General features: G+C 45.7%; 18 protein-coding genes, 1 pseudogene and 3 riboswitches. Of the genes and pseudogenes, 4 read left to right on the forward strand and 15 right to left on the reverse strand.

The annotated features are described in order from the left end of the window. Position 1: 1 nt before the first annotated feature. The 4 genes and pseudogenes from ACQ5BJ_RS16065 to mug form a co-directional block, all read right to left on the reverse strand. Positions 2-1,803: pseudogene (locus ACQ5BJ_RS16065) on the reverse strand (ABC transporter ATP-binding protein). 54 nt (positions 1,804-1,857) lie between these two features. Then, positions 1,858-2,310, reverse strand: a complete 453-nt coding sequence (locus ACQ5BJ_RS16070; protein WP_430111495.1) for a MarR family winged helix-turn-helix transcriptional regulator — start codon at positions 2,308-2,310, stop codon at positions 1,858-1,860. Positions 2,311-2,488: 178 nt separating this feature from the next. Further along, positions 2,489-2,662 carry a hypothetical protein gene (locus tag ACQ5BJ_RS16075; protein ID WP_005543625.1) on the reverse strand — a complete coding sequence of 58 codons (174 nt, stop codon included), beginning with the start codon at positions 2,660-2,662 and terminating at the stop codon, positions 2,489-2,491. Positions 2,663-2,876: 214 nt separating this feature from the next. Next, positions 2,877-3,383 (reverse strand): G/U mismatch-specific DNA glycosylase, encoded by a 507-nt coding sequence (gene mug, locus ACQ5BJ_RS16080; protein WP_430111497.1) that lies wholly within the window; start codon positions 3,381-3,383, stop codon positions 2,877-2,879. A 280-nt stretch (positions 3,384-3,663) separates the two neighbouring features. On the opposite strand from mug, the gene ACQ5BJ_RS16085 reads away from it, so the two are divergent. Then, positions 3,664-3,873, forward strand: a complete 210-nt coding sequence (locus ACQ5BJ_RS16085; protein WP_005543627.1) for a cold-shock protein — start codon at positions 3,664-3,666, stop codon at positions 3,871-3,873. Between the two features lie 136 nt (positions 3,874-4,009). Here the strand turns inward: ACQ5BJ_RS16085 and ACQ5BJ_RS16090 are convergent, their stop codons facing one another. After that, the gene (locus ACQ5BJ_RS16090; protein ID WP_163974858.1) at positions 4,010-4,324 is read right to left on the reverse strand and encodes a YbjQ family protein; all 315 of its coding nucleotides are present in this window, start codon (positions 4,322-4,324) and stop codon (positions 4,010-4,012) included. 331 nt (positions 4,325-4,655) lie between these two features. Between ACQ5BJ_RS16090 and ACQ5BJ_RS16095 the strand changes: the two genes are divergently transcribed. Beyond that, positions 4,656-5,471 carry a hypothetical protein gene (locus tag ACQ5BJ_RS16095; protein WP_430111499.1) on the forward strand — a complete coding sequence of 272 codons (816 nt, stop codon included), beginning with the start codon at positions 4,656-4,658 and terminating at the stop codon, positions 5,469-5,471. 87 nt (positions 5,472-5,558) lie between these two features. Here the strand turns inward: ACQ5BJ_RS16095 and ACQ5BJ_RS16100 are convergent, their stop codons facing one another. From ACQ5BJ_RS16100 to ACQ5BJ_RS16115, 4 genes are all read right to left on the reverse strand, one after another. After that, positions 5,559-6,206, reverse strand: a complete 648-nt coding sequence (locus ACQ5BJ_RS16100; protein WP_163974862.1) for a TVP38/TMEM64 family protein — start codon at positions 6,204-6,206, stop codon at positions 5,559-5,561. Positions 6,207-6,508: 302 nt separating this feature from the next. Next, positions 6,509-6,709, reverse strand: a complete 201-nt coding sequence (locus ACQ5BJ_RS16105; RefSeq protein WP_005543633.1) for a cold-shock protein — start codon at positions 6,707-6,709, stop codon at positions 6,509-6,511. Positions 6,710-6,949: 240 nt separating this feature from the next. Next, entirely contained in the window at positions 6,950-7,657 is a 708-nt protein-coding gene (locus ACQ5BJ_RS16110; protein ID WP_005543635.1) for an ABC transporter permease, read from the reverse strand. Further along, positions 7,647-8,570: an ABC transporter ATP-binding protein gene (locus tag ACQ5BJ_RS16115; protein WP_430111502.1), complete on the reverse strand. Its 924-nt coding sequence runs from the start codon at positions 8,568-8,570 to the stop codon at positions 7,647-7,649. The genes ACQ5BJ_RS16110 and ACQ5BJ_RS16115 overlap by 11 nt, the downstream gene beginning before the upstream one ends. A 453-nt stretch (positions 8,571-9,023) precedes the next feature. Continuing rightward, positions 9,024-9,111: riboswitch (cyclic di-GMP riboswitch) on the forward strand. Between the two features lie 151 nt (positions 9,112-9,262). Between ACQ5BJ_RS16115 and ACQ5BJ_RS16120 the strand changes: the two genes are divergently transcribed. Further along, a complete protein-coding gene (locus ACQ5BJ_RS16120; protein WP_430111504.1) occupies positions 9,263-13,270 on the forward strand; it encodes a MucBP domain-containing protein in 4,008 nt (1,335 codons plus the stop codon). Positions 13,271-13,349: 79 nt separating this feature from the next. Here the strand turns inward: ACQ5BJ_RS16120 and ACQ5BJ_RS16125 are convergent, their stop codons facing one another. Further along, on the reverse strand, positions 13,350-14,003 hold the full coding sequence (locus ACQ5BJ_RS16125; RefSeq protein ID WP_268620555.1) for an anthrax toxin lethal factor-related metalloendopeptidase: 654 nt from the start codon (positions 14,001-14,003) through the stop codon (positions 13,350-13,352). 63 nt (positions 14,004-14,066) lie between these two features. Next, a riboswitch (cyclic di-GMP riboswitch) is annotated at positions 14,067-14,152 on the reverse strand. A 102-nt stretch (positions 14,153-14,254) separates the two neighbouring features. Beyond that, positions 14,255-14,340, reverse strand: a riboswitch (cyclic di-GMP riboswitch). 316 nt (positions 14,341-14,656) lie between these two features. Between ACQ5BJ_RS16125 and ACQ5BJ_RS16130 the strand changes: the two genes are divergently transcribed. Then, the gene (locus ACQ5BJ_RS16130) at positions 14,657-15,619 is read left to right on the forward strand and encodes an NAD-dependent epimerase/dehydratase family protein (RefSeq protein ID WP_430111506.1); all 963 of its coding nucleotides are present in this window, start codon (positions 14,657-14,659) and stop codon (positions 15,617-15,619) included. 178 nt (positions 15,620-15,797) lie between these two features. Here the strand turns inward: ACQ5BJ_RS16130 and ACQ5BJ_RS16135 are convergent, their stop codons facing one another. From ACQ5BJ_RS16135 to ACQ5BJ_RS16155, 5 genes are all read right to left on the reverse strand, one after another. Beyond that, on the reverse strand, positions 15,798-16,007 hold the full coding sequence (locus ACQ5BJ_RS16135; RefSeq protein ID WP_040734930.1) for a cold-shock protein: 210 nt from the start codon (positions 16,005-16,007) through the stop codon (positions 15,798-15,800). 202 nt (positions 16,008-16,209) lie between these two features. Continuing rightward, entirely contained in the window at positions 16,210-16,857 is a 648-nt protein-coding gene (gene rnhA / locus ACQ5BJ_RS16140) for a ribonuclease H (RefSeq protein WP_005543645.1), read from the reverse strand. A gap of 145 nt (positions 16,858-17,002) precedes the next feature. Then, positions 17,003-17,239, reverse strand: coding sequence for a DUF6953 family protein (locus tag ACQ5BJ_RS16145; RefSeq protein WP_430111508.1), 237 nt, complete (start codon positions 17,237-17,239; stop codon positions 17,003-17,005). A gap of 150 nt (positions 17,240-17,389) precedes the next feature. Then, positions 17,390-18,913, reverse strand: a complete 1,524-nt coding sequence (locus ACQ5BJ_RS16150; RefSeq protein WP_430111510.1) for a serine hydrolase domain-containing protein — start codon at positions 18,911-18,913, stop codon at positions 17,390-17,392. Continuing rightward, positions 18,910-20,280 (reverse strand): FtsX-like permease family protein, encoded by a 1,371-nt coding sequence (locus ACQ5BJ_RS16155; RefSeq protein WP_268620550.1) that lies wholly within the window; start codon positions 20,278-20,280, stop codon positions 18,910-18,912. The genes ACQ5BJ_RS16150 and ACQ5BJ_RS16155 overlap by 4 nt, the downstream gene beginning before the upstream one ends. Between the last annotated feature and the right edge of the window lie 16 nt (positions 20,281-20,296).

Genomic DNA, 20,296 nt, shown 5'->3' on the forward strand with positions numbered 1-20,296 from the left:
GCTATACCGCCTCCTCTCCTACTTGAGAACGATAAATATCCTGATACACGTCACAGTTCTCCATCAAATCCCCATGAGTACCTATGCCAACAATACAGCCGTCATCCAGCACAATGATTCGATCCGCATCCAGCACGGAACTAATTCGCTGGGCAACAATGAAGCATGTCGTACCCTTCAGTTGTTCACGGAACGCCTTCTGCATACGCGCCTCCGTACCTGTATCCACCGCACTGGTGCTGTCATCTAGTATGAGGATGGCGGGCCGCTTCAGCAGCGCCCGTGCAATGGACAAGCGCTGCTTCTGCCCGCCTGACAGATTGACACCCCGCTGGCCAATTATCGTATCGTAACCATCGGGCAGCTTGTGAATGAACTCAGTGGCTTGCGCGGCTTCAGCAGCGGCCTGCACCTCTTCTTCCGCCGCATCCGCTTGCCCCCAGCGAATATTATCCCGAATCGTCCCCGAGAACAAAATAGACTCCTGAAGCACCATGCCAACCTGTTGCCGCAGATAGCGCAAGGGAATATGACGAATATCTGTCCCATCGAGCAGGATACGACCTTCGGTCACATCATAGAAGCGAGGGATTAAATTGACAAGCGTCGACTTACCCGCACCGGTCGACCCCAGAATGGCAATTCGTTCTCCCGGTTGCGCCGTGAAGGAAATTTGCTGCAGTACCAGTTGTCCCCCTCCCCCCGCATAGCCGAAAGAGACATTATCGAAGGAGAGCTCACCGCGCGAAGCCGAATGTGTTGACGACCTATCTTCCAGATTACATGCTTCACCATCTGCACAGCTATCTGCACTGCTGTACGAGGCATCAGCGACGTTGTCAGCAATGTTATCAGCAATATCAGTCTTCGTATTCAGCACCTCTGCGATCCGTCAGCAGATACCTTGGCACGAGACAACGTCATTAGCATCATTCCAACCATCATGAGGGCGAACAAGATCTGCATCATATAGTTTGTAAATGCAATGACCTCGCCCACCTGCATGCTACCGCCGTCGACCTTCATGCCGCCAAACCATAGAACAGCTACAATACTAAAGTTCATCACCAGCATCATGACAGGCATCATGAGCGCCATAACTCGAGCTGCCCTTACCGTCATCTCTGCCAAGTCTTCATTTTTCTCTTGAAACCGTTCTTTCTCATAATCAGAGCGAACAAATGCTTTAATTACGCGAACTCCTGCAAGGTTCTCACGAATGATGCCATTCAATTTATCCAGTCTTGTTTGTACATGTTTAAATAAGGGAATGCCTTTACGAAAAATGAGGATTAATGCCCCAAGCAGCAGCGGCACTGTCACGAGGAAAATAAGAGCCATCTGCGCGTTTAGGGCAAAAGCCATGCCAATTCCGCCAATAAACAACAGCGGAAAACGCGTCAGCATGCGAAGCATCATAAGAACCACGTTTTGGACTTGAACCACGTCGTTCGTTAATCGAGTAATTAGAGAGGAGGTATGGAACTGATCCAATTTGTCGAAGGAGAAAGTTTGAATGTTCTTGAACATGTCCAAGCGAATATCCGCACCGACGTGCTGAGAAGCAGTGCTGGCGAAATAGACGCAGCCCATTCCACCTGCGATTCCAACCAAAGCGATCCCGACCATCATGAGCCCTGTTCTTGCGATATATCCCATATCCTGATTCGCTACACCATAATCAACAATATGAGACATAAGTGTCGGCTGCATTAAATCACACATGACCTCAACGAGCATGAGGAGCATGGCGCATAGTGCCGCTTTGCGATAGGGCAGTATATAAGCAAATAACTTTTTCATGGTATTAGCGCACACCTTTCACATTAGTTTGACAACTAATAATAAATGTCGAACTTATTCGTCTGTTTCCTCCTCATCATAAGGAGATAGATTATGATGCATATGCAGCAAAAAACGGCGAAGCAGTATTTTTTCCTCTTCTCGGAATCCCTGAAAGCACTGCTGTTCAACTTCCTTCACTGCCTCCTGCACATATCCGACTGCCTCCTTGCCCTTTGGCAGCAAATACACCCGCGACACGCGCAAATCTTCCTCATCTGACCGCCGCTCAATGAGTCCCGCTTTCTCCAAGCGGTTCAGCATCACTGTTACGGTTGCTGGCTTAATTTTCGCCTTCGCTACCAGCTCTTTCTGACTGCGGCCATCCTGATCACTGAGCAAAAATAGCATTGGCAGCTGACCAGGATGAATGCCTACGTCCTGAACCTTCTTCATCATTTCATTGTTGTACGCCCGAACAACCTGCGTGAGCAGCACCTCTAGCGAATCCAAATATGTATCATCCATCGCTTGCAAACACCCTCCCCTTTATTTAGCCGACTACCTATTTTGTGACAGTAGTCTATCATAGTCATGAATCCGATTCAAGCACCCTATCCATAAGTGCTTAAATGCACACAAAAAAGCGCCTGCTGAAGCAGACGCCTTTATTCCTCTTATATTCAACCTCATCCACCGAACTGCCTTATTTATGGCTGGCATGAAGATCATGCATATTCTGGTGAAGCTCCTTAATCATATGATTCATCAAGTATTGTTCTTGTGAATTCAATCCGTGCTGATTGTCCTGCGCAATATATTGCTGGATATTCCGTTTCAACAGTTCATTTCGTCGATCTAACATTTGTTCGTAACTCAAACAGAAGTCACTCCTCGCTTGTTGTACGTGCACAATTTTAGCCTATTTAAGTATACGGAGTAGACTCATGTTAGAAAAATGTGGTGACAGCTCCTCCTGCCGCTTTTGCCCGCAAGAAAGATCATCCACATGGCAAAGTACCGTTCGTTTGCAGTTATCCTCGCAAATGCTCTTTCATCGTCCTCCATGTTAAATGAGGAGTCTTATCCTACTCTTAGATGGAGAGATAACTTGCTAATTGAGCATAAATGCTTACCATCTCGTCAAGCTTCATCCGCACAAGTCCGCTAGAGGAAGGAGCCACAAATTCACATACTCCCTCAATAACCGGTGTATGTTGTATTCCCCAAGCAACACCCTTGCGCCCGCTGTACTTCTCATATACGCCCTTGCCCACAAAGCATACAGCTTGCGGCTTATAAGTATCAATCTTTTGTCGAAGCAACTGTCGGCCCTCGGCGTATTCCTCTGCCGTGATTTCCGCAGCTGTACGCGTTGGTCGAGCGACAATATTCGTAAATCCATAACCCAGTTCAATAAGATCCCCATCTTCCTTCGGCCGATATAAGCGCGGGGTCAGCCCCGCCTGATAAATGATTTGCCAAAATCGATTGCGTGGATTGGCATAATGATGCCCTGTCGCCCCTGATCTCAGACTGGGATTATAGCCAACGAACAAAATGCGCAAATGCGGAGCAAGATGATCTGGGATGGCATTCATGGATTTGACCTCCTTCATTCATTTACAGCATCATGTGAAATTAGAAAATTTCGCATATTTTTCGAAGTTGCCTCACATAATAAAAGAGCGGCAACATGCAAAACGGCATGACTATGTGATTTTTGTTATCACCGTGCCGACTGCGCTCGCAAACATACTTGGAACTTGCCGAGTCAATCGTGAATAGAGGGGCTGTCCATATGGGCAGTTCTTTTCATTCAGCCCGCGCTTTTATTTATCCCATCTCATCAGCGCGCACAAATAAAAGGAGGGTTCTACCATGTACTATGCAAAAAAACAACCCGAGCCAGTTCCCGAGGAGCAAACATCCATTTGGCAATGCAGTCAAGACGGCTGCTCTTGCTGGATGCGGGAGAACTTCACATTCGACGAAACCCCAACCTGCCCGATTTGCCAATCCGCCATGGTTGAATCAACGCGGATGCTCCCTACACTAACGAACAACACCAATTACGCCCACACGAAGTAGAACGCTCAACTTCGATGACCGCGGCTGGCTTCACCGGTTCATGGACTGGAGGCTGGCCGCATTTTTTTCTATAGCGAAAGGGGTCTGTCCTGCTCGCAATAAGCTGTCCAGACCTCTTAGTTATTCCACTTCTTAATTAACGAACAACAACTGCGGTGCCGCTTACGGCAACCATCAGCATTCCTTCACGCACAACTTCATAATCCACATCAATGCCGACAACAGCGTTGGCTCCGAGCCGTCTTGCTGCATCCTTCATTTCTTCCATCGCAATTTCGCGCGCTTCCTTCAATTTGCTTTCATAAGCGCCAGCGCGTCCGCCCACCACATCACGCACAGATGCAAGGAAATCTCGAACAACGTTAGCGCCCATGATGGCCTCTCCTGTAACAATATCTTTATATTCTACGATTTCTCTTCCTTGAATAATTGATGTTGTGGTAACGATCATAGCTTATTTCCTCCTAAGGCAAAGTTGGGATGATGAAGTATTCACTGTCTTCTATAATCTCCAGTATACAGGGTGTCATTCATTGAACCCATCGAATTACATGACAATCTGCTATCTTTTACTTACATTTTCGCAACATCCATCGCTACGAAACCCGTCAGCCTGATCAGTGATCGTCTTGACAAAGACACAACCGATTGGTTATATTTTACATAAGCATTGAATAACAACATTTCTTGCGACGGAAGCACCCGTAGGAATGGGCAGAAACGCCCTTCTTGCGGGTTTTTTTGTTGCCTGGAAAATGAATGAACGATTAAGGAGGTTTAGAATGAAAAGAAGAATTGGGAACATCATAGCTATCATGCTAATCGCATTGCTCCTGCATCCACCATTCTTAGCTATATCCCATGCAGCCGGGAAAGAATTGTCTCCCTCAGCCAAGTCAGCAATGACGAAAATGACGGAATCGACAGCGACTGTACAAGCAAGCTCTATGAACACCATGTACAGTGAATTGATTGCTCTGCAAAATCAAATCCTGCAGCGTGATGGTTCATTAAAAAAGCTGCAAGCAAAAAACAAGGAGATCTTAACCAATATCCGCAGCAGACTCCAGCAATGGGATACTGATAAGATTAACAAACTGGAAGCCTCTCTAAAGCAGACAAGACAGCGCTATGAGCCCCTGTTCGCTTCTTATCAGCTACTGAACGATCAAATTTCCCGTATAGTCTCCAAAAAAGACGAGAGAAAGGAAATGCTGCGCAAGCAGCGCGGTATTGTGAAGGCCGCTGTACAGCTAGCCCGAATGGATATTAAAGCAAAGGTAGGGGCTGTGAAGAAAGCGCGAGACAGCAGATCGAAATTCGTCAAACGTGTACGTGAGATTTTGGCGGGCATTCCTTCCGTCAATGCGCAAATGAAATCTGAGCGGAGCAGGGTCAGCGAACTCCATAAACGCGCTACACCTCTATGGAGCTCACTCCATCGAGCCGTCAAGAAGGGGGATGCAAAAAGCTCGCTCCAATCCCTAACATCGCTCGTCTCTCTTATTCGTCAAATTGATCAGTCCAAGAAGAAGCTGGAGCAACATGAGGCACGCATTACCGAGATCCTGCACAAAGCAAGAGCAGCGTTTGCTTGACGTTCATTAGGTTTATTATGGTTGTCATGTAATGAGCCAGATTTCTTCTGTAAAAATGAAAATCCCCGGAGTTTATCCGGGGAACCTTTATACCGATTGCTTATGTTGTTCTATGGTGGCAGCGCTGCGTTCATCTTCATTAGCATAACGTGTAAAGCGCGCTTCAATTTTTTTGCTTATATACAAGGACAGACCGATAAATAAGACAACAAAAATAAGCTGCAATGGGTGATCAATAAACCGTTGAATATCGTGGCCAATATAAGATACGGTGAACACCATTAGCGCCTTCCCGAATAAAATGGCGATGAAGAAGGAACGAATGCGCATACGCGCCACGGCCGCGACCATATTTATGAGGACGAACGGCCCTACAGGAAAAATACTGAGCAGGAAAACATAACTGAAGGCGTTATGACGCACCCACAACATGCTCTTCTTCACCTTCGGCTTTTCTGCCCAACGAGACAGCAGAGGGTGGCCTGCTATCTTGCGAACGATGAGGAACGTCAACATGCAGCCGCTCACAATTCCGATCCAAGAATAAAGGAACCCCCACCACAGCCCATATACCGCAGCATTGACACCAACAATGACAATGGTAGGCAGCGGAGGGATAAAGGATTTCATGAATGTTAACAAGATGCCGGGCAGCGGCCCGAAGGAACGGAATTGCTCCAACAGCGCCGTCAAATGTTCTTCTGTAAAATAAGAGGTAATCTCGGATAATTCCATGTTGTACGTATCCACCAGCCTCTATATTAATCTGTCTGAAAATGGTTCTATCCCCTTGCAGTCATGCAAATTGTTAGCTTGCTTGCAAATAGCATAACATAATTTAGGAAGCTCATACGCTTTCCTGCACAAAAAAAGATCGACAATTACATGGCACATTCCAAGCTCACTTCGTACATAATCATTACCAATTCATATGAAAAAAGCCGACCCTGAGGGTCAGCTCCTTGTTGTACAGCTTATTCTGAATACCTATAATAAATGCCCCAAACCTAAGGTTTGGGGCATTGTATTTACGTGTCTTACAGCTTTACAACGTTCTCAGCTTGTGGTCCACGGTTGCCTTCAACTACGTTGAACTCAACGCGTTGGCCTTCGTCCAACGTTTTGAATCCGTCGCCAGTGATTGCGGAGAAGTGTACGAATACATCGTTGCCGCCTTCAACTTCGATGAAACCGAAACCTTTTTCTGCGTTGAACCATTTAACTGTACCTGTTTGCATGAACAAATACCTCCTAAAATTTACATGACCTCTTATTTACATTAATAAATAAAATTCACATATTGGACAAGGTTATTCTGTTTCAAAATAACCCTCTGCAATATGTGAATCAGGTCAAATTTGAATATAGTTATCTTACCACAGGATTACCTAAATAGCAATTCCTGTTTTTTTAATTTGTTTTTGAATCGCGTTGTCGAAGCCGTACCTTCAACGAACTTGGACACGACAGCAGCTGCGCTAGTTCACAACGTCTACTCGATCAACCTTCTTAATCGTCATATATATAACGAATACACCAATTAGTGCCAAGCTAATTGGAATGATAATGATGGAATTTAACGATATACCGCCAACTCCTACATTGTTGGAGCATACAATAAGCGAAATAAGCAAGGAAGAAGTAATCGTTACCGGCGTCGAATATTTCTTCATGCCAAAATATAAAGGAATGAGACTCATCAAACTCGCTGCCAGCGCGTTCATCACGAATTGGAATGCCCCTTCCCCGATAATCGACAAGGTCAGCGTCTCTTGAATGCTGGGTTTCACGGCATTAGCCGTCAGCAAAATCGCACTGAGCACGATTTCAGATAAAATAATGCTGACGAATGTAAATGTACAAACAATGAACAGCTTACTGATCAAGAGCTTTTTCCGGCTTATCGGGTACATGAACAAGATGTTGATGGTCTTAGATTTATACTCCTCGATAATATATCGTGATAATAGCACAGCTGCAAAGGTAATAAACGTCAGCCGTACGATTGAATCCACGCCCGCAAAAAGGGCATTATATTCGGGAAAAGCAATATCATCTAACGGTGTCCGGGTATATAACATTAAAAATAGTAACGCCATCATGACGACGTTAGCTATGATCGCCCCACGTATGTATCCGCCAATTTTAAACTTTCGAAGCTCCAATTTTACTAGATTAAGCAACATGATCGCCTCCATCCAATAACGATAAAAAGTACTGCTCCAAGGAACTGTTTTTCTTGTGAATCGATTCAATTTGGATATCATTCAGGACCAATTCCTTCGTCAACACTCCTTGCTGGATATTCGGATCATATACCCGGATCATCCGCTCATCCATAACCCGCAGATTGTGTATGCCTAACTTATCTTCTAGCAGGAATGAAGCTCGCGTGCAGTCGCTTGTCACAATCTCAACATATTCACAATTTTTCATTCGAACCTCATCCATGGATACTTCTTTAATTAACCGGCCATGATTAATGACGCCAATCGTATCTGCGACAAGCTCAATCTCACCCAATAAATGACTGGATATCAAAATTGTCGTGCCATATTGCTTGCTCAGCATAAGCAGCAAATCCCGGATCTCCTTAATCCCTATCGGATCCAGTCCGTTAATAGGCTCATCAAACATAAGCAATTCCGGCTTCGTCGATATTGCTCTCGCGATACCGAGGCGCTGCTTCATTCCTAATGAAAAGTCCTTGACCGATTTATTTCCAACATGATGAAGCTTCACAAGCTCCAGTGCCTCATCAATGGAATGCATATTGTGATACCCCATATATGCACAATGCAGTTCCAGATTATCTCTCGCCGACAGCTTGTCATAAAATACGGGGTATTCGATAATTGTCCCCATGCGGGATAGCAGATGATAGGAATCAGGAGCTAATGTTTCTCCGAACAATTCGATTTGACCAATCGTAGGCTTAATTAGGTTCGTGATCATCTTCATGATCGTTGTTTTGCCGGCCCCGTTCGGCCCTAGAAATCCATAGATCTCTCCCTGGCGAATATTCATATTTACATTCGAGACGACCTCTTTGTCTTGGAACGTCTTCGACAGATGATGTGTACGTACTAGATACGTCATGGCAGTATCTCCTCTCACTCAGTTGCCAATTTCCCGATGTCTTCATAGTTATTGTATAAGACAGTGTTCTCTTATTCCTTACTCAATCCTTACAAAAATCTTAAGCCCTATGGGGTGATTGTTTTACCGGCTGTATACACCATATGTGAATTTGCAAATCAGTCTTTTAACTTACTACTCTAATTATTATCATATGGACATGGCGGCGATTCAAATGAATATTTATGTTCTATATCTGAATTCACTAGCATATCAATTTCTCGTAATAGAGTAAGATACGACACTCTGTCCGATGTATGATTCAACTCTAGTAGGTTAATACTTGTAGTATGTATACCAACTAGTATTTTCTTATCATTGACAAATTGTTCCTCTTAACCTATATTGAGCATGATAGTTCCCTATGCCTAGGATCTCAGTCATCTACGCTTACATTTACGAAGCACTTAATTAAATCTCATAGGGCACACTAATCGAAAGATTAGGCCGCAAAGCTTCGGAGTCTAACGGTCTTATGACCTATGACAGTCCGGCTGCAACTAACGATCGCGTTATTGCAGCCGGACTTTTTTTATTTATGTGAGGTTCCGACGGAATTAACTTTCCGTTGAGCTATATAAATAAGAATGAGGAGGCATGGACTCACTGTAGTTAAGGGAGGAATAAAATGAAAAAATGAGGTGGCGAATTGAATGAAACGTAGAGTAAAGTTAGCTGTAACATGGCTGTGCGTATTTGCCGTGTTCTTCGGGTTTATTCCTCACACACTGCAAAGTGCAGATGCAGCCGCACAAGATCCAATCTGGCCAGAACCAGGTGCTGTGAAATTAAGCAAGACAGCGAAGCCAACCGGGACGCCGGGAGAATGGCAGATTACTCTAACCGCCGAAGGGAAGAACGTTGAAGCCGGTGACACCGATGTCGTACTTGTCTTAGACAAGTCAGACAGTATGAGATCCTACAAACGGTTAGACAATGCCAAAAAGGCAGCAGAGAAATTTGTAAATACGCTGCTTTTTTCCAACGTCAAAACAAGAATTGCTCTTGTCACGTTTAGCACCAGCTCAGAGGACACATCATCCGGATTCCTTGGCCAGAATGATAAACAGCAGCTCCTGAACAATATTAAGGGTATCTCGGCTTCCGGAGGGACAAACATACAAAGCGCTCTCTACACAGCACATCGTTTATTAGCTACCAAGAGTTCAGCCAAAAATAAATTTATTGTGCTGCTCAGCGACGGTGCGCCAACGTTCAGTTCTCCTGCAAAAAAAGCTGCCTCTTATTCATGGCCCAACAATAAGTACAACTTTGTATTATCAGATTTTGACTACACCAAGACTATCGGTTCAGGCAACAGCTATCAATTATCCTCTGGCTTGTTCGGGGATCGATACACGATAGGCAACTATACGGTTAAGGACAATGGAATTCCTACGATATCTCAAGCCAAGGCATCCAAGGATGCAGGAATCAACATTTATTCGATCGGGCTTGAGGTCGGCAATGATGCTAACGCTGTATATGTATTAAAAAACAGCGCTTCAGCAAACAACTATTACCCATCTGACAGTGCGGAGCTGGAGAAGGTTTTCTCTGAACTGGCAGGGAAAATCTCTTACGCGGCTGAAAATGCTGTAGTCAAGGATCCGATGGGTGAAATGTTTAACCTTATTTTCAAGGGTAATGCGCCTGTTGAAAATCAAGACTATAAAGTATCTCAAGGGACAGTGAAATGGGATGCAGCTTCTGAAACGTTTGTATGGGACGTTGGCAACATCGTAGAAGGAAGTCCGGCAACCTTGACATATACCATCAAAATGGACTCTTCCAAAAATCCAAGCGCCGATGTCAATTACCCGACAAACGGGCGAACTACCATGGAATACACAGATGTGAATCAACAACGTACATCAAAAGAGTTTGAAGTGCCGCAAGTCAGCTTCGGCAAAGGCTCCATACTTGTGAAAGGCTACAAGGTAAATGACCAAGGCGAGCCTATTAACGCAGACGGCAAGGTTGTTGAACGTGTGGATCTTGCAGAGCAGTTGTACAGTGGATCCTTCACCGTCAACGGCAAGGACGCGCTGGACATAGGGCCGAAATACAAGGTGCCTGCTCCGAAGCTTGATAACTATGTATTGAAAAAGGGTACTGATCCTACAGAAGAAACGTTAACGATTCAGGAGCCTAATAAAACCATATGGTTCGGATATGCGCTAGCTCCACATAAGTTAACGATTAAGTACGTAGATAGAGAAACAGGTAAATCCATCGCTAACGACGACTCTTCTCTCTCCGGCACAATCGGACAGACGATTACGTTGAAGGCTCTGGACATTCCAGGTTACACACCTGAGAAGACTGAGGTTCAGTACACGTTCAAGGCCAAGGACAACGAATACACCTTCTTCTACAAGAAGATGGATCTTCCTATCAGTATCAAGTTCGTCGATAAAGATACGAGCAAGTCCATTGCTGACGACGACACTTCTCATTCAGGCAAAGTTGGCGAGGCCGTTACGTTGAAAGCTCTGGATATTCCGGGTTACACGCCTGAAAAGGCGGAAATAACCTATACCGTCAAAGCTACAGACAACGTGGTTACCTTCTTCTACACCGCGAATCCACAAAAAATAACCATCCACTACATTGACCAAGACACCAAGCTACCTATCGCAAAAGACTCTTCGAAAGACGGCAAAACTGGAGAATCAGTAACACTGACTGCACTTGAAATCACAGGCTACACTCCAGTGAATCCGGAAGTCAGATACACATTCACGGCTGAGGCTAACCAAGAGCATACCTTCTTCTACACCAAGAATGCTCCTGTAGAACGCACTGTTCACGTCCACTATAAAGAGGCGGATACTGGTGCGGTTCTGAAGGAATCTACTTCGACAAGCGGTAAGGTTGGAGAAACGGTTACGCTGAAGGCGGAAGATATTACGATTAATGGTGTTGTCTACGTTCCTAACGCTTATGAACATGAATACACCATTACTGACAAAGAGGAGCAATCCTATACCTTCATCTACACCAAGAAGGACGTTATTCCTCAAGAACGCACCGTGCACGTCCACTATAAGGATGCAGCTACTGGCACAGTTCTGAAGGAGTCCACTTCAACAAGCGGCAAGGTTGGGGCAACCATCACACTGAGAGCAGAAGATATTACAGTTGATGGTGTAATCTACGTGCCAGCTTCCTATCAGCATGAATACGCAGTCACTGAGCAAGCTGAACAATCCTATACGTTCTTCTACAGCAAGAAAGAGCTGCCAACCTATTTCGTAACTGTTCATCATCTTGAAGAAGGCACTGACGCAGTGCTGCATGAACCTACTACGGTCAGTGGAAAGTCTGGCGAAGTCGTTCATGTAACAGCTGAGCCAATTTCCGTCGCTGACGCCGTGTACCAGCCAATAAAATTCAACCATGACATTACAATTGAGGGGACTCTAGAACAACTGTATACGATTTACTACAAGAAGGGCGAACCAGTAGAGCCATTGCTGCTGACGGTATTGCATCTGGATAAGGAAACTCTTGCACCGCTGGCAGAACCAACTTCACTGAAAGGCAAAGCCGGGGAACACATTACGCTGAAACCTACACCGATTACTGTGACAGATGCAGTCTACAACCCGGAACACGCTGCTTATGACTATGTCTTCACGGGAGAAGCGACTCAGACCTTCTCTATCCTCTACATTAAGAATCCAATTACTCATCCAGATCAACATGTGACAATTAAGTATGTGGAGCAGGGAACAGGCAAGCAGTTGGTGAATCCAACGACGAAGAACGGCAAGGCCGGGGAAAAAGTAGAGCTTACAGCACTGTCCATATCAGGGTACACACCTGTGAAATCCACTGACACTTACACCTTCACCGATAAGGAAGGGCAAGAATACATCTTCTATTACACACGAAACTCAAGTGGCGGAGGCAGCAGCAGTGGCGGCAGTAGTTCCTATTATCCAAGCTCCAAGCCATTACCACCAGTTCCACCAGTAAAACCATTGCCGCCGGTACCAAAGTTAGAAACCAGCTATCACTACAATTACATCAATGGATATCCGGACGGTAAAATCAAGCCGGAAAATCTAATTAGCCGCGAGGAAGTAGCTGTTATTTTCTATCGCCTAATGGAAAATAGCACACGGGCTAACTTCTTGAAGGGCACGAACTCCTATAAGGACATTGCCGAAAAACGTTGGTCGAACAGGCACATCTCCACCATGGAGAATGCGGGCATTATCAAGGGATACCCTGATGGCTCCTTCCTGCCGGAAAGACCAATTACAAGAGCAGAGTTCGCCGCGATTGCTTCGAGATTCGATAAGCTGAACGAGCAGCCGAATACGATGTTCTCCGATATCAGCGGTCACTGGGCGGAGAAATACATTGTATCCGCTGCGAACAAAGGTTGGATTAAAGGTTATAAAAACGGCACATTTAAGCCAAATCAATACATTACTCGCGCCGAAGCTATGGCCTTCATTAACAGCGTGCTGAACCGCAAGGTTCACAATGATGAAATTCATAAGGACGCGAAAAAATGGCCTGACATTACTCCAACGAACTGGTACTATTCCGATGTGATGGAAGCCACGAACTACCATGACTACCACCGCATCAAGGATAACTTCGAATCGTGGGATAAAGTCAACGCCGATGTTGTCTATCCATAATCGCAACAAAGCACGATTATGCAGCAAAGCGCCTATTCGACGCATGTCGAGGAGGCGCTTCTTCTTCTATGTAAGGCTCTCAGTTGGCAAACAGCTTAGCCATAAACTCATACGTTAATGGCATGCTGTCCTTCAAATCGCTCCGAGTCGCATCGCTATACAAGTACAAACTTGCCGCTTCAGCGAAATATTCCGTTGGGTATGCCGATACATAGCCATCGCCATTATATTTCACACTTGCTTCTTTGTTGAAAATATTTATGAATTCGTCTGTGCCGCTTACTTCATTGAGTACAAGACGATCAACAGCATGCAGTGTTTCGTGAATTTCCAGATTGAGCGAATTATGACCCTTCCCTTTCTCGCTATATCCAATGCGAACTGCAACTACTCGCTCACTCACTCCGGGAACATCATCCCATGTTAACCCAGTGCCTTCCCATCCTCTAGGTACTACCCCTTTCAGATAAGCAAGCTCCGGCTCGTTCGTTATGGCGCCTTGTGTAAGCTTAATTTTAACCCCTTTGCTGTACAAGGCGTCCAAGATCGATGTTGGAATCTTCTCCAGCCGCTGCTTCATTGCAGCCGCCTCACTATGGTTGTATTCACCGCTAGGCAACACAACCAGCTTGTCCAAAATGGACTGCTCCTGTGCATGAGCCGGAGCTGCAAATAACGGACATACGATCATAACTGCAAGAATAAGTGCGACAACACGCTTGTCCCATTTCACGATACATTCTCCTCCCGAAGCGAAAACAACTGAATGATCGATTCAGCACTGCCCTGCTTCATGATTGGTAACTGGCTGGCTTAGCAAGATACGCTGTAGCCCCTATAGCTTTGCGTCACCATTTTTCAATGGCTTTGCCTTTATACAAATACGGAGTGCGATATGAAGTTTACAAGCAATAAAAAAGATCCCCACTTACCGAAATAAGAAGGGATCGTAACGTGCATTTTCGCTGCCGCTATTCCTCTATACTCGGTAACTGGCTGGCTTAGCGAAATTCGCCGTAGCCCCTATAGTTTTGCGTCGCCATCTTTCGATGGGTTTGCCTTTATCTATATAGACTCTATCAATTTGGAAAATAAATCTATTAGTTCTATATCACCAGATTAATGCTGCTAGAATCGAAAGTCAAGCAAGAAACGGCAATTTCTTACAAGAAAATTAGCTCCTTTTACCCAACCTAAGGCAGTATTGTGCCTAACCCTGTCTCTATCACGCACAACGAAAAGCTTCTATTACTATTTTATTGAATAGTTACTATACAAAATAACCGTACTTTTATTAGAAAAGCAGTTCGATTATGATAACAGCACAACAGGGCGCACCTTGGATGTGAAGGAGCTATTGGGGTAAGACAGAGGGGGAATAGATCTATGAAGGCAATTGTATTCGGAAGCACTGGCTTTATTGGAAGCCATGTCGTTGAACAGTTGCTGCTTGCTGGACACGAAGTAACTGCTGTGGCGCGCCATACAAGCAATACCTTATGGCTTGAGCAAATGGGCGTTCATGTAACTCGACTTCAATTGATGGATCCAGCAGAGGTGGCCAACGTTATTAAGGGACATGATGTGGTGTACAACTGTACGGCAGATGCGAAGCTCCATACGACGATACGTACAGAAGCGCCTGTAGAGATTCAATTGACGAGATTACTGGCAGAAACTGCAGCTGCCCAAGGGGTAGCTCGTTTCATTCAACTGAGCACCATTGTTGTCTATGACTTCCACAGCAATGAACCAATCGATGAACAATATGATACGCAGCCGATATACCCTATTCAGCAATTAGGACTGACAAGGGAACAGATTGTGAGGGAAATTGGCGACCGAACCGGAATGACGTCCATCATTTTGCGGCCAGCCAGTGCGATCGGCATTCGAGATAAGACATCATTCTTTGCACGAATGTTCAAGACTCATCAGAGCGATCAGTATCCTATAGTTGAGAGTGGAGCAGCCAAGGTATCGCTTGTAGATACCCGCGATATCGGTCGCGCAATGGCATGGCTCGGAACCTACGATCAGCCCGCACAAGACAACGGTATCTATGTGTTAAAAGGGTTCGACACATCCTGGAAGCAGTTGAAGAAAGCCATTGATGACGCTGTAGGGAAGTCAGCAGCTGAACTCCATATTCCCGCAACTCTAACAGAGAAGCAGTTGAAATCGTATCACATGTCACCTTTTGCACGGGATACATTAACGACCAACCGCATCTGGAACGATAACAAGATCCGCATGCTGGGCTTCCATACCCAATATACCTTGCAGGAGGCCGTTACAGACGCAGTTGAGGATCTAATGAACCGACAGCAGAAAACACCTTATCACTAACTGGACTAATTGAAACTGGTCTGAAGTAAGAAAAGGCAGTCCTAACTTAGTCAACAACTTAAAATTGCTGACTTGTTAGAACTGCCTCTTCTCTAGGTATTGTCATCATCTAAAAAAGAAACACGTTATCCGTGTCCCCAAAAGCTAAATAGTACTATAAAGCATTTTCCTTCAACCCTTATTTGGATTGAACTGGACTTGTGTTAGCAAGAACAGCTATCTTCTTCTCGCCCTTGACCATAGCTGACTTGCATTGCGGGCATGTCGGTTCATTGGAAAACGAGAAATTGTCTCTCATCCATCCATTACATTCTTCGTTCGAACATATCCACACCGATGTCATTTCCATCGGCACATCCTCCTGTGATTTCTTCCGCGAGCTGTACAAACCCCATCTCTCCTCACATGATATGTTGATACGCCGACTGTAAATATAAAAGCCCCAAACGTCACGTTCGGGGCACGATATTGCGACTACAGCCGAATCAGTATGGTTCCATTATACCATATTTCCAAATTAATCTGTATGAAAAGTGGTTCTCCATTCCAATTCCGCACAAATCTAAGCAAAAGGAGTTGTTGAAAAGCTTCTATTTTCTGCCGTAATCAGCCTTAATCTCGCCCCAATGCTCCGTTTCCCATTTCAAGATTTTGTTGCTGTACGTATTCGTTTGCAGCCAGTGAAGCGCCCGGTCGACCAGATTCCATACTTCCTGCGTTGACTCATTGCGAACCAGTGTGGTCGCCACCTTCTTCTCCCGAACCCACTTCATGGCTGTCCGAGAATCGCTGTAAATTGTTTTATTACTGCCCTGCTGCTTAAGATAAGCCAAGGAATGTACAATGGCAAGAAACTCCCCTAGATTGTTCGTGCCATTTGGAATTGGGCCTTTTGCAAAGAGCACCTCTCCCGTTTTCGTGTCTACGCCCTGATACTCGATTGGGCCTGGATTCCCCCTCGTCCCTACATCTACGGAAATGCTATTATAATCAATTTCCGATTTGGATACAGGAGCTGAGGCTCCCTTCGATTTACCGGTCGCTCCTTTCTTTGCCGCACCTTGTCCCCAATGCTTCTTCCAGCCTTCCTGATAGGCCTTCTCCGCTTCTGCCTTGGATGTATAGGACTTATATTTTGCATCCTTATAATTGCTCACCTGTGCCTGACATTGCGGCCAGCTCGTATAAATTCCCGGCTTACTGCCTTCCCATACCACATAGTATTTTTGCTGCGCCATATATCATACCGCTCCTTCACCTTCTACTTCTCTATTGACGGCGAATCGCCTGCCATCCACCAGATGCACAAAAAGCAAATGATGCCCCTTATTATCCAGCGTTCCCTCATCACATTGACGTCCATTGACATCCATTGACGTTCGTTTACGTCCATCCCCAGCAAAATCCGTCTCTGTCCCACGCAATTTTGCCGCGATGGAGCTTGCGGAACGCCTTCTTGACTTCCTTGTCGAGTGAAGCATTTCCATTCTCGTTCACATATACAAAATGCTCTCCGAAGTTGGCCTTCACATATTCAATGACATCGCTCTGATAAGCAACGCCCTTTGTTCTGATTTCATCGGCCATCCATTCCGCTACCTGTTGAGCCGTGTATTCCACCAACATTCCACTCCTAATTCATATCGATACTTTCAGCCTGTTCTCATTATAATTGAGCCCGCATCATATTCCTAATGTACTCCGCAAATTATCCCTAATAAAAAAAGCCATCGGTATCCGACAGCTTTCCCATTCTTAATACGTAATCCATTATTCCGTTTTCTTCGTAACGATTTTCAAGGCACCGTATACAAACCATCCTGCAAACATCGCTGCCAAGCAGTATGCAGCAATGAGAATCGTCGGCGGAGACCATACGGCGATAAACGACCATGGCATGCCCCCAAGGAATAATTTCGGAAGCGCAAGCACCAAGCAAATCCCCCCTGCACACACAAGCAGCAAGGCTACAAATCCAATTAATCGCATAACACCAAGCGAAACCAATACACGCTTCCGCTTCGCGATATTCCAGGCGAGCCTTCCACCTGCCAGCCATCCCAGCAGGGCAAGCCCTCCTGTAATCCCGACTGCGCTCACTGCTGCTTGATCCAGGGCCTGCATCCGATCATTCGGTACCGTATCGCTGAGGTTCTCTCCCTTCCACAGCGTCAGCACGCTTTGGCCAATAGCAGCCGTAGCATCGCTCATCCTATTGGCCATGACAGCAACCCCAAGCTGCCGATCCTGCTGTAAAATGATATAAGAGGAGAAGGTCGGGTTCGCACCTGCGTGCATAATAAGCTTCTGATCCTCTCCGATGCTCCACCCGCTTGCATAGTAGGTATCATCGATCGGATCCACGGATAGATCGGGCTTCTGAGATTCTTGCACTAATTCTTTGCTTACCTGCTCATTCAATCCATATCCGAGCTGTGCGTTCATCCATTTCGCAATATCAATGCTGTTGCTTACCAGATATCCGGCTGGGTTATTGCCGCGATAAATCGGCGGAAAATACGATCTCGGCTTCAGAAAGCCCACTCGGTATCCAGTCGCCATCTCGCTAGGCAGAACCGGCTGGATGCCGACAAACGAAGCAGTCATGCCAAGCGGCTCCAAAACATGCTGCTTTATATACGTTTCATAAGACTGCTTCGTTACCTGCTCGATAACTAGTCCCAGTACATCATAGTTAATCGTTGCATACTCATGTGAGCTGCCCGGCTTGCGATCCAATTCTTGTCCCAGCAGCATCCGAATCGTTTTTTCCAACGCACGATCCGTATCGTCTTCGGGAATTGAAGCTATCGTCCGGGCCGAAATGCCGCTTGTATGGTACAGCAGCTGGCCAATTGTAATTGCAGCCGGCTTTCCTTCATTGTTCATGGTGAACCATGGCAGGTACTTTCTGACGTCATCCGTCCGGTTAATCAATCCTGCCTTTTCAAGCTGTAAAATGGCTAGTCCCGTAAAAGCCTTAGTCGTAGACCCTAATTCGAACAACGTATGTTCTGTCACAGTTTTTTTTGAATCCAGATCGGCATAGCCAAATCCTTTTTCAAACACCGTCTTTCCCTTCTCAACAATAACAACGGACATACCCGGAATTTGACTGCGCTCTCGTTGTTCTTCAATAAATTGCTCAATTTTTTTGGTGCTGGCTGTGTGTTCTGCCTCCGCTTGTTCCGCTGCAGCATAGGGTAGGGCACAGGTTGCCATAACAGATATGGCTATCATCATACAACCAACAATTGCGGCTATTTTCTTGCAAACGATACGTGAAATGTTCATAACTTTCTCCCCATTCTATGCCCAAAGGCACCTCGCAGTATGCTATTCATGTAGTCATGGCAAGTGATTAAAAAATATATCGTGTGCAAGACCAGGTAGATGCCGATAACGGCGAACGAATAGCTCCAGTTGGATAGCATCAGGAGATTGTCCAATGCCTTCATAGCAATCAAGGCATGAATGGTACCGATAATACAGGGAGCAAAGAAGAGAATACCGATTTGGGCCATAACAATGCCTCGAATTTCGCCTTCCGTCAAGCCGATCCGAGACAGTGCCTTGCAATGCGCCTGATCCTCTCGAAGCTCGGTAAATAGCTTGAAATAAATCACGCTGCCCGCTGCCATAAAAAATAACAAGCTAATGAATAGGCCAATGAACATCGTCAACCCCATCAGGCTCTGCGCATTCTCGTACTGCGTCCGATAGCCGTCGACCTGGACGGCCCGCTTCATCATGTAAATTGCACCCGACGCCGTCACCATGACCGCACTCAGCATTGATACGAGAAACAGCATCATTGCATTACTCTTCAGTCTGGATCTAAGCTGGCCAACGATAATCATCGTGGTTCGATGATAATAGAATCTTGGGCTTCGCTGAATGGAGTGCAGTACTAACAAGCTGAACTGGGTGAAGAATAAGTACGTACCAATCGTTACTGAAATCATAACCGGCAAGGCCAACAACGGGAAATTCCTTATATTTATGCTAAGTGCCAATCCATAAGCCGTTCCTAAGCAGATGACTGCCAGAGCTGCGAGTCCATGAGAAAAGGCAGCTTGTTCGGCCGGTTCTCTTGAAGCCCCAAGCATATCAACGATCTCGCCATGGCCTGTCTTGCAGGCAGCCCATGCAGATATGACCGCAAACAACAATGCAAAGCAGACAACGGTCAAGCCTAGCGCTTCCATTGGCACAGCAAATAGGATCGTCACCTCTCGATCTAGCAGCACTTCCATCGTCATGAAGAACAGCTTGCTAAATGCGATGCCGAGTCCAATACCAAATCCAATGGCCAACATGGCAATGCCTGCATGCTCGTATACAATCAATTTGCGCAGTTGCCCTCGTGTCATTCCAAATAAAGTGAGCAGGCCGAATTCCTGCCGTCGCGTCCTGATGAATGCCGTACTAGAATACAGTACGAACAGTACCGAGAATATGATGATGATATACTGGCAAAACATCATGCCCTGCCTAACTTTGTCAGCGCCTAATATATGGCCGTTCAACACATCAGGATGGAATCGAAACGCGGCAAACATGTAAAAGACCATAACAGAAAATGCGCTGCTCAGGAAAAAAGCACAGCATGAGCGCCAATTCCCGCGAATGTTGCGCAAAGCAAGGGCTCGAATCGTCATGACCGCTTTCCCTTGG

Source organism: Paenibacillus sp. B1-35, assembly GCF_050474385.1.
In the GTDB taxonomy this organism is placed as follows: Bacteria; Bacillota; Bacilli; order Paenibacillales; family Paenibacillaceae; genus Paenibacillus_B; species Paenibacillus_B alvei.